Genomic DNA, 17,147 nt, shown 5'->3' on the forward strand with positions numbered 1-17,147 from the left:
TATGGTATCTATAAAATGTGTGTGTGTGTGTGTAATAAAAACCTGTTGCTAGCTCTTCAGTTTTCTTCTTTGATGATAATTTTGTATCAAATGCTGAACAGTAGCAAGCAATTCATCAATTGAAAAAGGCTTGGTTAAATACTCATCCACTCCTATTCTAAGTGCATTTAGTCGACTATCCTTTTCATGCTTGGCCGTTAATACAATAACGGGTACATCTACGTTAGGAGCTTGTCCTTTTATCTTTTCCAAGAGTTCAAATCCATCCATTTCAGGCATCATTAAATCGGTAATAACTAAACTTAATTGACTTCCTCTATTTTGTATGGTTTGCCAACCTTTTAAACCATTTTCCGTTAATATCACAGCATACTCATCTTGCAGTATTTTTTTTAGAAATAGTCGCATGTCATAATTATCCTCTACGATTAAGATAGTATCTTTTTCTCCCTCTACAGTTGTCGCAATTTTTGAAATGGGTTCTTTTGAAGTAATTGTCGAAGTTACAGGGACATAAGAATCAGGCAAACGATAGGGCAAATTAAAAGAGAAACAAGATCCTTCTGATAAGGTACTTTCTACATTTATATCAATACCTTGAATATCCGCCAATTCTTTGACCAAAGCCAAACCAACTCCTGTTCCTGCAAAAATCGTTTCGCCTTCTCCTTTTACTTGATAAAAACGGTTAAATATATAAGGTAAATGTTCTTCAGGTATTCCTATTCCTGTATCCTCTACTTTAATTTTAATTGCTTGCTCTACAACCAAAACACTCAATACAATCCGCCCTCCATCCTTTGTATATTTAAAAGCATTGGACAACAAATTATTAATAATCTTTTCTATTTTCTTAGCGTCCAGTGGAACAACCAACTTTTTATCTACTTGGTAGTTAAGCGTATAATTAATATCCCTGTAAGCAACTTCTGTTTTAAATAAGGTATATAAGTTTTGAATAAATGGAAACAAAACAACAGGTTCGGTCTCTATTTTAAGTTCATTGGAATTTAGTTTTGCTAAATCCATAATATCTTCAATATACTCCAACATTTTCCTACCATTCTTCTGCATAATTCCTAGATAGCTTCTCATTTCCCCTTCGTTCAGTTCTGCGATGGGTTTCTTCATGAGAAGATCTATAGGACCTAAAATTAAAGATAGTGGTGTTTTTAATTCGTGAGAGATATTGGTTAAAAATTGAGACTTTAATCGGTTCGAGTATTCTGCCAACTCTTTGGCCTCCTTCAATTCATTTTCGTAAGTTCTTTGTTTTCTTTTAAGTCGAATATTTTGCAAGATAGAGCCATAAGTAGACAAAAAAGGAGATAGCAAATGAACCAATTCTTCGTCATACCCTCCTGCTCTATTGGCAATTCCAATAACGCCCACTGTTTCATAATGGTACGTTACACGAATACCTAAGAAATTACGAATTAGTTGTTTATTTTCTATGGTATTCGCTGTTTTTAGAGTAGCTGCATCGTTAATGATTACATAGTTCTCTGCCTCCATAATATAAGGAAACAAACGATCTAGCACTTTGCCTGAAGTATCTGATTGAGTTGTAGAGAAGGCATGAATTTCCAAATTAGAAGCATCTTCTTTTAAAATAACCTCTCCTACAAACCCAGAAGTACTCCCTGTTAATTTGAGTAATTGAGCCAATAAATTATCAAAAGCATTTTTCAAATCTTCTTCCAAAAAGAAATCAGACTGCAAGTCTTTTAGCATCGCTAGCAAGTCTCGTTTTTGTTCGGCTTCTTTTTTTTCAGCACTCAATTTAGCTGCATTTTTTTCTGACTCGATCCTCTCTCGTTGAATACGATCGTGCAAAAATCTTAAAGCCATTGCAATCAGACCAGTAATATAAAGCGTAATCAAGCTATACTCCGTCCATGGTTCGATGTAGCCTCTGTCTATCCACCATTTCAAATACAAAGAAATTATGATCGCAACGACAATGACGGCTATTGTCACCCCCAATATTAACCGCTGATAGTGTTTTTGTTTGGTCCAAAGCCCATACAACAAGATTACCAGCAAGTAACTTGGTGCCAACATGCTGTCCATCTGATTAAAACTTAACCACAATACAGCTACAAAAATTTGAGTTGTTATGATAAAAGGTAAAATTAACTTTAGGTAAGCTTTCTTGTACTTCGATAAATAGAAAAAACAAAGTAGCAGTAACAATAATCCTCCATCTACGACAAACGCAGCCCATCCAAACCCTGATATAAAATGGGTTAAAAGTCGTACCCCCACCGTACAGGCATTTGCCAAATAATTCAGGTGAAATAGTTGCTCAATGGAATCATCAGATGTTTGCTTTTGAACGCTCAAATTAGTGTTGTCTTTATAGATGATAAAATTAACGTGGTGTCATTTGGGGGAGGTGCAAAAAAGAAACGACATTGCTATATATTGTTTAATAATAACTAATACTCCGTTAATTTTTTAGTTTTTCTATAAAAAACATAAAAAAGCACCTTGCATTAGTTTGATTATCAGCTTTTTATCACTAAAACCAACAAAACTATATTCTATTGATAATCAAACTAATACGATTTTTAACAGAGTAATAAATAACAATTATTAGCAAAAATTATAAGTTCTAATATAATAACATCTATAGAGAATAAGTCCCTGATTTAAATAAATATTAGTCTAATAATAGCAAAATCTTGCTTCTGGCTTCTCCAAAAAGCTTTATAAAAGCTCGCTATTGCATTGTCTTTTAGGCTTATTTATTAATAATTAAGTAAGTGGACAGAAAAAAGTATAGTTAAAAATGTAATTCTTTTTGCCTATAAATTTTTATGAACGATTACTTATTGCCTTTATATAGTTTATTTTTTATTGCAGCTAATCTATCTGCCATCAAGCAAGGCATAATTTTGCCATCAAAACATTGGCAAGAATAAACAGTTGCATTTAATTAACATATTAGAACTTAGTATCACCATACATTCATTTACAATGAAAAAGAATTAACCAATGAGTACAAATATGACGTCCCTTACAAAGAAATATTTTTATGCTTGGATATTTTTTATTTTTCCTATTCTGCTTTCTGCTCAGGTATCCACCTCTCTCAACCAAAGCTTTACAATAGATGCGGCGCAATCTATCAGTATTCAAGTCAATAGCCCCAATCTAAATATTAAATATATTCAAGGAAGTAGAATTTTGGTAGAAACAAGGGTTAGCCTTGCAATTGACAACACCGCACTATTAGAGTTTATTGCTCAAAAAGGGCGTTACGATTTGATCAAGGAAATAGATCCCAATACAAAATGTCTAAAGCTAACTCCCAGAAAAAATGAAAACTTACTCGTAGTAAAAGGAGAACAACTTCAAGAAAATGTTTCTTATACAATATATATTCCCCAACACATGGCTTATATAGATTTGGCTAAAAAATAAAAAGGTTGCTCGAATTTTACTTCTAACAACCTTCTTGCGCTTTTATAGTGCCTTTTTTAAACCTCTGGTTTGCTTGCTCGTATATAATCACTTGATTATTTTGCCCTTTATTTAGCAATTACATAGCTTGACCAACCGCCCCATTTTCAGATGCTTTATCTAAATTTTCTTCGCTTTCAATAATTACTTGATACCCTTCAGGTGCATTGATTTCAAAACTCAAATACTCTGCCAGTAATACACCTTTTACAGTTACTTGATTAGCAACCTTAGGCATTGTAATAATCAATGTCCCATTAGATGGGTCCACATCTGTCGCCAAAGTATATCGCCCAACAACAACCAATTGTTTAACAATATTTTCACTCATATTATCTACTTTCAAATGAGTAGTTACTCTAATAAAGTCCTTATCCCATTCTTGTAGACTTACCTCTCCTGGCAAATTAACAATTGCAGAAGTAGACGTTGCTAAAGCTACAGATTTAACCAGCGTTTTTTCAACTTGTGCATTCATGGTTGTTGCCAAACCACAAACTAAGCTCAATAGTAAAATTAAATTTTTCATAAACTTATATTTTTCAGTGTTAGCGTAGTTGGTATTATGTGCCTAACTACCTTACATTTTTTTTAGATTAATTGCCCCCAACTTTCTAAGGGAGAGAACGTTGATGCGGTTCATCATCGTTTATTATTGATAACGCAAATATAGAGGGGTTAGTTCAATTTTACAAATTTTTAAACAAAATAAAATTTTGAAAAAATAAAAAATAAAGCATTTTTTAAAAATAAAATTTTTCAAAATTAACATTTTAAAGAAATTATAGTTAAAAAAAATAAAAAAACCATATAATCTACTTTTTAAACTATAGGCATCAAAATTTAAAAAAATACCCCCAAAAAATATTTTTTGACAAAAGAAAAGACTTATGCTACATTTTGGTAGCATAAGTCTTTGAATTGAGAATAAATTCAATGTCCTCAAAGCTTTACATAGAGCTTTTAGATGTATTTTTGTAATGAGATCCTTTAGGGACTAAATCTTCTTTGACAATCACTTCGTAATTTTTTGGGGCACTAATTTCAAATGTATAGTACTCTGCCAGATCAACACCTTTTACAGTAACAAAATTAGCTACATTAGGCATTTTCAAAACCATTAACTTTCCGTACTTGTCTGTCTCCGTCACCAAATTATAGCGACCTAATATTATTAATCGCTTTACAATATTTTCATCCATATTCTCAACGGATAGCTTTGTTACAACACGTATATAATCCTCTTCCCATTCATTGACTTCTACAGCTCCTGGCAGTAAAATGTAGATCGTCTTTGTAGCAGCTAGATTGATGCTCTTTGAGAGCGTCTTGGTCGTTTGTGCATTCATTGTTGCCAACCAACTGACCACAAAAATGCACAGTGTAATAATCTTTTTCATAAAAATATATTTTTGAATATTAATTGGCGCATTTTTTCAAGTCCGACCCTCTTCTAACTCATTTTCAGCTATATATATTCTTTATTTTACGAAAAAAATGTTAAATAGTTTCACAAAACAACATGAACATCAAAATAAAATTTTGCATTTCAAAAACAACACTATATATAATTATGATATTTAGTCCAAAAAAAAAGCAGCATTTCTTGATCAAGAAATGCTGCTTCACAAAAATGCATCGCTATTAAGCTTCTAGTATTATATTTTTAAGACCAACTACCCATCGAGGGTCGTCATTTAAACTATCTACTAACTGTACATGCTCTCCCCCCATCTCTTCAAACTCTTCCATGTATTCTACAGACACCTCTATTGTTGTTTCTAAACAATCGGCCACAAAAGCGGGGCAAAAAACCAACAATCGCTTGTTTCCTGCATCAGCACGTTGCTGAAGCACATCCGTTGTATATGGTTCTACCCAAGGTTCTTTTCCCAATCTAGATTGAAAACAAGTTGTGTACTGCCCTTTTTTTAATCCCAATTCTTTTACCAATGCCTTGGTCGTAGCGTGGCATTGAGCGCTGTAACAATGTTGATTTTTATCCGAAATCGTCAAACAACAATCCTCTGCCTTTGTACAATGATTGCTCAAGTCTGCCTTTACCAACTGACGAACAGGCAAACCGTGATAGCTGAACAAAACATGGTCATAATCGTTAATATCATGTTCCTTGGCTCGCTCAACAATAGAAGCAATAAAATCAGGATGATCGTAAAACGAATTAACAAATCGAAGCTTGGGAATTCCCTGTACTTTTGCCAATACTCGCATCACTTCTTCATAAACAGAACCTGTAGAAGCAGATGCATAATGCGGAAATAGAGGAACAATAATCAATTCTGAAACATGTTGCTTCAACATACTTAAAATTACGGACTCTATGGAAGGGTTTTGATAACGCATTGCTAGGTCTACCAGATACTCCTCCCCCATTTCATCTTGAAGCATCTCTTTTAGTCGATACCCATAAACTTTTAAAGGAGAGCCTTTTTCTGTCCATAGCTCTTGATACAACTTAGAAGCTGGCTTAGAACGAAATGGTGCAATAATTCCACGCACCAGCAAATTTCGTTGCACAGCTGGTATGTCTATGACTCTAGGATCCAGCAAAAATTCTTTTAAATAACGATAAACGGCTCCTCGAGTAGGTTCGTCTGGAGTCCCTAAATTTACCAACAAAACACCTTTCTTTCCCATCTTAACGTGTGTATGCTTTATTATAATTAATAATCTTCCTTTATTTGCCGATTCGATCGTTTGTAAAAAAACGTCGCCAGCTAAGCGGGGTCTCTATTCGCCCCCAAGAACAACTTGTAAAATCAACGCTATCCGCTTGCATTATAAGGACTCAACATGCCCCTTTTAATTAAGCTAATGGCTCCCCCCTGTATTCTTATCCGCATTCAACTTGAGCTCTCAATTGTTTTAGACCAATCTATTTCTAATTTTTGTATCCAAACGTTGATTGTATCAAAATTTTAAAAGCCATTCTTTGTCTAGAATATACATTAACAACACTTTCTTTTTTTTGTTTAAAGAATAGTCATTTCCATTCTAACCTATGTTGAAAATTGCTTTGCAAAGAACGGGAATTTTAATTAAGAATCCAATATATTTTCTATTGCTTCTGTTCTTGTTGCGCTCCTTAAGGCAAAATAAAACAATACTGTGGCAATACTAAGTGCTGTCACCGACATAATCACCAACGACCACCCCAAAGCCATTTCATCCTTAAAGATATAATCTGTCAATAAAGCCACCCCTGTAGGTCCTAGTGTTAATCCTAATAAGTTTTGCGCTAAAATTAACAGAGCCGAAGCGATACCCCGCATTCTATTGGGCATAATTTCTTGAATCGCAGCAGCTGCGACGCCTACCGTTGCACTTACTAGGATACCATAAGGAATCAAAGCAATCAAGGTGCTGTTGGTTGTTGGCATAAAAGGATAAATTGCTGTGGCAGGAATAAAAAATAGCGTTGCCCATAACGACCAACGTATTTTAGCATTAGGAACACCCCTTGCTGTCCAACGATCCGCTATAAAACCACTTGAAAGTACCCCTATAGCAGGAAATAGCAACAATCCTACCCCTGCAATAATACCTACTTGTTCTTCGCTCAAACCGTGCAGTCTTATCAGATAAGTTGGAATCCAAGTACTTGTCGCATAGACGGCAACATAAAAGAAAGCAAAAGCGGCACACAATAGAAAAAAAGTACGACCATGCTCTTTTAGATAACCCCATACTTCGCCAAATGGAAGTGCCTCATCGGCATTCCGTCCTTTTCTCTTTGGTTCTTTGATTAATAAAACTAGTCCTGCCATCAACAAACCTGGCAAACCTACAATGATAAAAACCAATTGCCAAGCATAAATTTCACCGACCCAAGGTATTACCAAATTATCCATTTCAGATAGAATACCAATTAGATATCCCCCTCCCACATAAGCTAAAGCAGACCCAATATAAATTCCTAAAGAATAAACTGAAATTGCCGTTGCCAATTTTTCTTTTGGAAAATAGTCGCTGATAATAGAATATGCAGCAGGAGACAAAGCCGCTTCTCCTACTCCTACTCCCATTCTTGCTAGAAACAGTTGTCCATAATTTTTAGCCAAACCACAAATAGCCGTCATCAAACTCCAAAGCGCAACACCGATTGCTATGATTTTCTTGCGACTATAAACATCTGCAAGCCTTCCTAGAGGAATCCCAAGAATGGAATAAAAAAGTGCAAAGCTAGCGCTCAACAACAAACTTACTTTGGTATCACTAAGCTCCATATCTTTTTTCATCACCTCCACCAATAACACGACAATATTACGATCTACAAATGAAAAGACATAAGCCAACATCAAGACAATAACAACTACCCAACCTTGTTTTTGATCGTTCATTTTAATAATGATTTAAACAGCGTTTACAATACGATTTCAGCGCACAACGAAAGTAACTTAAATAAAACAAGATGACCTTGACCTAGGTTAAGTAATTGAGTTGAGGTACACGTTATCTAATAAAAATACAAAAAGGCCATTGGACAGATCCAATAGCCTTCTATTTTTGCATCAATGCAAACTATTTTTTAGGATTATTTAATCCCCAACTTCTTAGCAATTTTCTTTGGCAAAGCATCTTTATGAACCATCATATTCATCGTTTTGTAACGGAAGTAAGCTTCTGAAGCATAAAAATATCCATCACAATGATTGCCTGTCCCCCAAGAATTTTTAATAATAAAATACTTAGTACCATTTTGGTCTTTTGCCATTCCAGTTGCATGCATACCATGATCGTCTGTAGTTTGATAATTATCATAAGCTATTTGACGCATTTCTTGAGTGATTTTTTTCTCAGGAACAGGCTGCATAAAAGCATCGCTGATTTTTTCTGCACCAGCATTACTAAAGTGTTTGTTGTCACGCCCTCTTTTTTTGATGGTAGACTCATCTTCAGGTACAATTGCCAACGCATCTCTAAAAGAAAAACCTTTTTCGGAAACGTCCGCAGCCCAAGCCCATGTATATCCTTTCATCAAAGAACTTTCTGCTACTTCCATCAACTCATCCAATGGTAAGTTATACACTTGACCAAAAGCCCAGTTATCTGGTACCGCCAATACAAATTTTTCGTAAAATGGATGGTGCGTAAAAGAACCCAAAACAACATAATCGTCCATATTTAAGCCCAATTCCTTAGCATATGTTTTTCCATTATATTTTTTGCCGTCTACTTCAAATTCCTCTGGTTTTTCGCCTAAATAAGCATCCAATACACCATCTACAGCATCTGTCCATACTGGTGTCAACACTCTATTCTGAGGACTTTTGATAACAACATCCACCATTGCTTTTAACATTGCATCCATTTCTGCATGGTTGTGCGTTTTGCTACCATAATTCAATCCCTCATAAGCAGATAAAGGAACAATACCATATTTTTTGATAACATAAGGAATATCATGGAATGCACCACCAGCACTAAAGTTAAAACTACCGTGCATACGTACATAATTGATCGCTTTATCATGATATGCATTGCGAGCAATCCACATTTCTGACAATTCATGTTTTCCTTTTCCCATTCGCAACAACTCAGACTCCAAAAAAGATAAAGCAGAGAACGTCCAACATGTTCCTGTTCTTCCTTGCGACTGCACAGGTGTTGCTTCCATATCTTTAAGTACAGTAAATTGATATTGACTTCCCTCCTTATTGGTTTCTTTTTCAGTTTCTTGCGCCATCACACCAAAAGAGGCTGCGGTCATTGCAAGTGAAAATAATACGGACTTATACATATTTAATTGTATTTTTAAAATTGTAATAAACGATTCTTGTTCCATCCTCTGGGATGTATTTTTTGCTAGGGCAAAAATACAAAAAAAGTAGAAGATATCCTTTGGCAAAATATTTTTTCGACAAAATAGCTTGGAACATCTATGAATAATGGCGATCTTATTTATTGACTTATCTTTGTTCTTTTAAAGTTGCAGTACTACAATTTCTCTTACTTAATACTTACTTAATATAGCCTGTTTTACATTTACCACGAACTCTGCACTTTACACAAACCAATATAAATCAATCAATTAACACAAAAACTTACCAAAGGTAAACATATTAAAAGTCACTTTATATTTTTTTTACATTAACTATTGATATAATACTCCTATAATTTTATCAAAAGATTGTTGTATATTTAAAGGCTAAGTAGATCATGAGCATTTGTAGAGCGTTAAGCCTTGAGACCAAACTAACCAAATAATTGAACCTTAATACTCATTTGTTCTAATCACTTCACCTCCAATATTTCCCCAATATTATTGAACCGTATTTCAAAACTAAGAATGTATTTTTACTAAACAATAATTCGTTGAAACCAGAATCAATAGTTCGTTGAAAAACTTTATTAGTTTGATAATCAGCAAGTTGCACTTTTGTTGCGTTTTGCATTAAAACTCTGATTATCAAACTAATATAAATGTGCTTTTTTATCTTTTTGGTAAAAAAGTAAAAAATCAACGAACTACTAAGAATACAACTGCATCGTTAATTCATCTGAAGGTCTTCTCAATTAAATAAGCTCCCTCAGCAATGTAACTCATACCATGCAGCAGCATAGTCAACAAATTACTAAACTAAAGTAAGTCGACAGAAAAGAATAAGTACTAGCCACATTGCTAATTACTAACGAGGTTGTATGAGCGCACACTACTCATTCGTCGTTTTTATTCATTTTCTGAGCAATTATTTACCTTACACAAAACAATTTTCATGAAACACTTTTTTTACATCTTACTCCTTTCCTGCCTATTAGAACCTACATGGGCAACTACTTTCGTAGTGACGAATTTAAATGACGCAGGCGCGGGCTCCTTGCGACAAGCTATCTTAGATGCCAATGCAGATGGCTCTGCCACATCAGGCAGCCCGCATCTAATCAATTTTTCTGTAGCAGGACAAATCAACACGGCTTCAGCACTGCCCACGATTAGCAACCATATTACTATAACAGGTCAAACTTCGGGAAATACAATCTTTCGGGTTTCTACCAATCCCAATTACCGTTTGTTGCATATTAATGGTACCGTTACCGTCACTCTTAATCACCTAACGCTACAAGGAGGAGACTCTGGAGGATCAAATCCTGGTGGTGGTATTCTTAATACAGGAGGAACATTAACCTTAAATAATTGTGTCCTAGAAGATAATCGTTCTGGCAACTCATCAGGAGCTCACGGTGGTGCCATTAGTCATTCAGGAACACTATTCATCAATAATTCTACTCTAAAAAACAATACTGCTGGATCTCTAGGTAGAGGTGGTGCCCTCAATATGGAATCGGGAACAGCAACGTTGACCAATTGCACCATTCATGGAAATGCAAGTGGCAATAATGGTGGAGGAATTTTTGCCAATAGCACCTCAACCTTAAATCTAATCAACTGTACAATTGTTGAAAACAACGCTTCTAGTAATGATGGCTTTTCAAGTGGTGGTGTGTATTATCATCAAGGAGTACTAAACATGACCAACACCATCTTGGCAAATAATACTTATACCGCATCGGGGACATTAAATAGAGATATTAATTCATTGGCACCAACTTATACAGGAACCAACAATCAAAATATTGTCGAAGTTTGTGCAGGTTTCAATGCGAGCTTTTGTCCTTCTGTTAGCTTCTTTTCTAACGCAGATCCAAACTTGGCAGCCGTCAGTCAGTGTGGTTTGCAAGACGTTTTTCGTCCCAATACTGGTTCTAATGCCATTAACAATGGAACAACAGTAGGCGCACCGCCAAGTGATATTTGTGGTACAACTTGGTTTGGCAATCCTGAAATTGGAAGCGTAGAATCTGTCAATCCAGCAACGGCACTGGACTTTGATGGAACCAACGATTTTGTCGATGTAAGCACTCCTTTTACTGCTTATACCAATGAAATTACAGTAGAAGCATGGATTAATGTACAGTCGATCACTGCTAGTGGTACTGGTTTGGGGCAAGCCACTGCTAACGTTGATAATATGAGTTCTAATGTTTGGCTTTTATCACTCAACCTAGACAATACGATTTCCTTTTTGATTAACGATGGAGGAACATTTAGGACAGCCAAATCAACTACTGCTATTAATGGAACAGGTTGGCATCATGTGGTCGGCGTTGCAAGCCCAACAGAAACGGCAATTTACGTTGATGGCAACAAAGAAGCTACGTCAACTGGTATTAGTACGGCTATTCAGAACAATGCTAGTGCTAGTTTGCATCTTGGAAAAGATGTCCGTTATTCAACAGGGCGCTTTTTTGATGGACAATTGGATGAAGTCCGTATTTGGTCTGAGGCACTTTGTGCAGCCAAAGTTACAACTAGAAAAGACTGTCAATTAATTGGTAATGAACCTAATTTGGTACATTACTACAACTTCAATCAGGGAGAAGCTGGTGGCGCTAATGGAGCAGAAACAACCTTATTCGATCGCCAAACTAATATTGGGGCTCAAAACGGTACTTTAAATGGCTTTGCACTAAACACTGCTACCTCTAACTGGATCGATGGTTCGTCTAATGGTGTTGCTGGAAATTGCTCTTCTGCTTTTCCCGAAATTGACGTTTTAGGAAATGGTGTATCTATTACCAACAACGATGCTACTCCTTCTTTAGCCGACCACACCGATTTTGGTGGTGCAGACCCTGCTTCGGGAACAGTCGTCAGAACGTTTACAATTGACAATACAACTGGTACAGGCACTTTGAATGTAAGCAGTATCTTCAACACCAATACAGGTGAATTTACAGTAGGGGGCATTACATTTCCTGCGGCTATTCCTGTTGGAGCATCTACTACGTTTACTGTTACTTTTGACCCTACTTCTTTGGGCTTAAAAAGTGCTACCTTAATTGTTGTTAATGATGATTGTGATGAAAATAATTACATCTATTCTATTCAAGGAACAGGAGTTGTTTTAGAAGAAATTGCGATTACTGAATGGTTGACCAATCCATCAGGAACCAATACACAAGAGGAATGGATTGAAATTTACAACTATGGTAGTACTCCTGTTGATTTGCAAAATTGGCGCATCAAGGACGAAGATGGCAATGATGCTGTTCTTACAACCTCTAGTTATGTTATCCCTGTTGGTGGCTATGTTGTTATTGCTAACAATAAAAGCAACTTTGAATCGCTATGGTTCAATGGTTGTCCCAAATCTGAAGTATTAGAAGTCGCCAATTTGGAATTAGACAACCTTAGTGATGAAATCATTTTAGAGAATAGTGCAGGTTCAATCATTTGGTCGGTCGCTTATAACAATGATGCTACAATAGGACGCGCAACATTTTATACAGAAAGTCCAACTTTTACAAATAGAACTTGGGGAAGCAAAGCGGCTCCTGGCATTGTCCGTAACGGAAACGATATTACAGGTTCATTAGGCTATCAATCCAATAACAACACTGCTGATCCAAATGTTTTTGCAGCCACAAATGGCGACATGGGAAGCCCACTTAACATCGTGGTTAATATCCCTGATTTAGTGCGAGGCAATACGTTATCTTTTGATGGAGTCGATGACTTTGTCGATATTCCTGATCATAATTTATTTGATGTTACTGCCGTAACGATTGAAGCTTGGGTGTATTGGACAGGCTCAGGTACAGACGTTGAATTTATTACTGCCAAGGCTGGTGAAGAATTAGAAATTCACACAGGAGGAGGAGCTGGAGCAAATTCTTTGCGTTTCATCCCGACATCTGCTGTTTATTTGGATGCCCCTACTGGAAGTTTTGTTCCCAATCAATGGAACCACATTGCCTGTGTTTACGACCCTAGTGTTTCTTTTGGAGAAATTTATATCAATGGAATTGCAACAGGTGCGGTTAATAATGGTGCCAATCCCTTAAACTCTCCTATAACAACCAGTGCTACAAATTTTAGATTGGGTGCTCGTGCGAATAATTCAGCATTTTTAAATGGTCAAATTGACGAGGTTCGATTCTGGAATCGAGCACGCTCTGCAAGCGAAATTAGAGCGCAAATGCATTTAACCTTAACAGGCTGTGAAACAGGTATTCTTGCGTATTATCAAATGAATGAAACAACAGGAAATACAACCTTATCCGATAAAATAACAGGCAATAATGGTACCTTAACGAATATGAATGCTGGAAGTGTATGGACAAGCTCTGGTGTGAATGTCGGCAATGATCTTGCGGGAAACTCTAACAGTCAAACCTTAAATGTTCCTGCTGGAGTTAGCAATCAGAATTTTGGAGCTGCTAATCTGAATATCAACTTTACAGCACACACTTCTAATGAGGATATTACCGTTACTTATCAAGCCTTTAATCCCAATAGCATTGCCCCTGCAATAGGAACTGTTCACAGAAATCCAATGTGGACAATCAATACCTCTACGAATACAACAAGCTATACAGGTGATTTACAATTTACCTATCCTGTCGCTACCTTATCTGCTGCCTACGCTTGTAATTTTAAATTATACCATCGTCCAATGGGAAGTGATGGCAACTGGACAGAACTTAGCACAACAGTTAGTAGCTTCTCTCCGACTACTGTTACATTTGAAAATGTCTCTTTGACAGGGCAATTTATGGTAGTCGAAACGGCTGACACGGATTTATCTAGAAACAATACATTAGAGTTTGATGGCACAGATGACTTTGTTAATGTACCTAACAATAGCTTGTTTAATGTACCTGCGGTTAGTATCGAAGCTTGGGTATATTGGACGGGATCAGGTGCTGCGGTAGAGTTCATCACGGCTAAAGCCACTGAAGAATTAGAAATTCATACAGGCGGTTCGGGGGCTAATTCCCTGCGGTTTATTCCTACTACAGCTGTATACTTAGATGCTCCTACAGGAAGCTTCCTTCCTAATCAATGGAATCACATCGCCTGTGTCTACGACCCTAGTACGTCTTTGGGTGAAATTTATATCAATGGGATTGCAACAGGTGCGGTTAATAATGGCGCCAATCCTCTGACAACTCCTATTACAACTAGTGCCACTGACTTTAGATTAGGTGCTCGTTCTGATAATAGTTCGTTTTTTAATGGTCGATTGGAGGAACTTCGCTTGTGGAACCGAGCACTTTCACCTTCTGAGATTCGAGAACGAATGCACCTAACCTTAACAGGCTGCGAAAATGGCATTCAAGCTTATTTCCAAATGAATGAAGCTAGTGGAGCTAGTACTTTAACAGACAAAGTTGGCTTCAATGATGCCACCTTAACTAATTTTAATGTTGCTTCTGCTTGGGTTGGTTCTGATGTAAACGTAGGCAATGACTTGGCTAATAATTCTAACAGCCAAACTATTACAAATGCCAATACTGGGATTTTCAATTTTAATAATGCCAATCTAGAAATGGAAATTGTTGGGCATAGTGCCGCTGAAGACTTTACAGTTACGTATCAAAATTTTGCCCCCAATGCAGTCAGTGGAATAGATGGGGTTACCTTGTATCAAAATCCAATGTGGACAATTAACAAATCAACTGCCACCACAACCTTTTTAGCCAATTTAGAATTTAGATACCCTTCGGGAACATTTACTACAATAGATCCTAAAAAATATGCTCTATACTGGCGACCAATGCATGCAGGAGGCAATTGGACAAAACTAGATGTTGCTAGAGGAATGACAGCTTCTACCATTCGTTTTGGTAGTATCGCATTGACAGGGCAATTTATGGTTGTTATGGAATCTGAAGCTTTAGTTTCTGATGTTCGTGGTAATATGTACGCTATTAGTGAAAATGGAGAACATATTTCTTGTCCTGGCGTTGATTTATCCAATACGTCTTTTACCATAGAACTTTGGGCTAAAAGAAATAGCACTACTACCGAAGATCACTTCTTTGGTCAAGGTACAGGAGCCTTGCAATCAGGACTTCATGCTCGTTATAATAACAATGGAACTATTTCGTTTGATTTCTTTTTGGACGACTTGACTCTGCCTACAACTGCTGCAACAGATGGAGAATGGCATCATTTGGCCTTTGTTTATAATGCTGTAAGCCGTCAACGAGAAATCTTTGTCGATGGAATCTCTATTGGAACTGATATTGCTGGAGGCAACTTTAGTGGTGCTCCTGGAATGAATATAGGTGGTCATATTCCTACCGCTGCTGCTGGAAACAACTCTATGGATGGTGCTATCGACGAGTTTAGAATATGGAATACCGTTCGTACGCAAGCAGAAATTCGAGAAAATAGACACCTAACGCTAAAAGGTAATGAAACAGGTTTATTATCTTATTATCAATTTAATAACGATAATTTAGTCGGCACTGTTAATGGTGTCAAAGATGCTGTTGGTGGCAATCATGGTACTACTCAAAACATGACGGCAACAGATTATATAAAATCAGAAGTTGCGGTAGCAGGTGGAACCTCCGATCGCATTACTATTGGCGCAGGAGGTGTTTACACGTTTCCTAATACAGGGATTGAAATTGAATTTGGCGCAACCACCCCTAATGGTGAATTGGTTGTTTCTAGATTAGAAACTGAAGAGCCACATGGTGCGGGAACCCTATCTGGTGATGTTGATAATGAATATTTTATTATTAACAACTATGGTAGTAATACAACGTTTAGTCCGTTGATTGATTTGACGCTCAACCGCATGAGTTATATTGCTCCTGTAGATGCTGCAGAGCCACAAGCTAGTTCTCCTTTACAATTGTACAAACGTCCTTCCAACGCTTTTGGAGGAACTTGGGGCGCAACTTTAGGTGGAGCGGATAATGTTACAGCTGGTTCTAATGGTTCTGTTGCTTATAATACTAGTAACAATATTACCAGTTTTTCTCAAATTGTTGTTCTGAATATAGGACCTAACTCTGATTTGCCAGTTGAATTAATCAGCTTTGAAGCGAAACGTATCAACACAGAAGATGTAAAATTAGATTGGACAACGGGTTCTGAAACGAATAATCAAGGCTTCGAGGTACAACGTATGTTTGAACATGAAAGTACTTTTAGTAAAGTTGCTTGGGTCGATGGTCAAGGAACTACGCCAAACACAACTCATTATGAATTAATAGACAACAACGATTATCAAAGTATTACTTACTACCGTTTAAAACAACTCGATAGTGATGGTTCTATAGAATACTCAGAGATCAAAGCTGTTCGTGGTGTGGGTAATCATAGAGGTGAAATTAATATTGATGTTTACCCGAACCCTGTTGACCAACAATTATCCATTTACTTTGAAATACTTCCTAAAGGTGTCAAAACCGCACAGATCAGTATTTTAGATGCTAGAGGGCAACAAATTTATCAATTGAACACAAATGTTTTGTCTTATCAAACCTTACCTTTAGATGTGGTAGAAGACTTAGCACCAGCAATTTATATGTTGTCGATCGAACTAGACAATGGAGAACAAGTAACCAAACGATTTATCAAACAATAGGTTATTACAACCTATTTCGCACGAATAGAAACGGCAAAGCCTACAACAATGAATTTTTGTTGTAGGCTTTTTATTATCAACCATTACTCTATTGAAAAATCGTATTAGTTTACTTCGTGAGCGCTACGCTTTTAGTTAGCTTCGCTGCTACTACGTGGTATTGCATGAGTGCTTCGCAGTTGATTATCAGCAAGATGTACTTTTATTGACTTTTATACTAAAAGACTGATAATCAAACTAATGCAAGATGCTTTTTTACGTTTTTCG

At 36.5% G+C, this 17,147-nt stretch carries 8 protein-coding genes; 2 read left to right on the top strand and 6 right to left on the bottom strand.

All coding sequences use genetic code 11. The features are described 5' to 3' along the window. Positions 1-48: 48 nt before the first annotated feature. A complete protein-coding gene (locus CG11_RS15175; RefSeq protein WP_052597633.1) occupies positions 49-2,346 on the bottom strand; it encodes a response regulator in 2,298 nt (765 codons plus the stop codon). A gap of 654 nt (positions 2,347-3,000) precedes the next feature. On the opposite strand from CG11_RS15175, the gene CG11_RS15180 reads away from it, so the two are divergent. Next, positions 3,001-3,429 (top strand): hypothetical protein, encoded by a 429-nt coding sequence (locus tag CG11_RS15180; RefSeq protein WP_156039790.1) that lies wholly within the window; start codon positions 3,001-3,003, stop codon positions 3,427-3,429. Positions 3,430-3,547: 118 nt separating this feature from the next. Here CG11_RS15180 and CG11_RS15185 read toward each other — a convergent pair whose 3' ends face one another. The 5 genes from CG11_RS15185 to CG11_RS15210 all read right to left on the bottom strand — a co-directional run bounded on the left by CG11_RS15185 (position 3,548) and on the right by CG11_RS15210 (position 9,229). Then, positions 3,548-3,997 carry a hypothetical protein gene (locus tag CG11_RS15185; RefSeq protein WP_052597635.1) on the bottom strand — a complete coding sequence of 150 codons (450 nt, stop codon included), beginning with the start codon at positions 3,995-3,997 and terminating at the stop codon, positions 3,548-3,550. Between the two features lie 421 nt (positions 3,998-4,418). Beyond that, positions 4,419-4,868, bottom strand: coding sequence for a hypothetical protein (locus CG11_RS15195; protein ID WP_052597637.1), 450 nt, complete (start codon positions 4,866-4,868; stop codon positions 4,419-4,421). Positions 4,869-5,112: 244 nt separating this feature from the next. After that, the gene (gene hemH, locus CG11_RS15200) at positions 5,113-6,126 is read right to left on the bottom strand and encodes a ferrochelatase (RefSeq protein ID WP_052597638.1); all 1,014 of its coding nucleotides are present in this window, start codon (positions 6,124-6,126) and stop codon (positions 5,113-5,115) included. Positions 6,127-6,527: 401 nt separating this feature from the next. Next, entirely contained in the window at positions 6,528-7,829 is a 1,302-nt protein-coding gene (locus CG11_RS15205; RefSeq protein ID WP_052597639.1) for an MFS transporter, read from the bottom strand. Positions 7,830-8,023: 194 nt separating this feature from the next. Beyond that, positions 8,024-9,229 carry an aminopeptidase C gene (locus CG11_RS15210; protein WP_052597640.1) on the bottom strand — a complete coding sequence of 402 codons (1,206 nt, stop codon included), beginning with the start codon at positions 9,227-9,229 and terminating at the stop codon, positions 8,024-8,026. A gap of 976 nt (positions 9,230-10,205) precedes the next feature. Between CG11_RS15210 and CG11_RS15215 the strand changes: the two genes are divergently transcribed. Beyond that, positions 10,206-16,880: a LamG-like jellyroll fold domain-containing protein gene (locus CG11_RS15215; protein ID WP_052597641.1), complete on the top strand. Its 6,675-nt coding sequence runs from the start codon at positions 10,206-10,208 to the stop codon at positions 16,878-16,880. Positions 16,881-17,147 lie beyond the last annotated feature (267 nt).

This window comes from Aureispira sp. CCB-QB1 (assembly GCF_000724545.1).
In the GTDB taxonomy this organism is placed as follows: domain Bacteria; phylum Bacteroidota; class Bacteroidia; order Chitinophagales; family Saprospiraceae; genus Aureispira.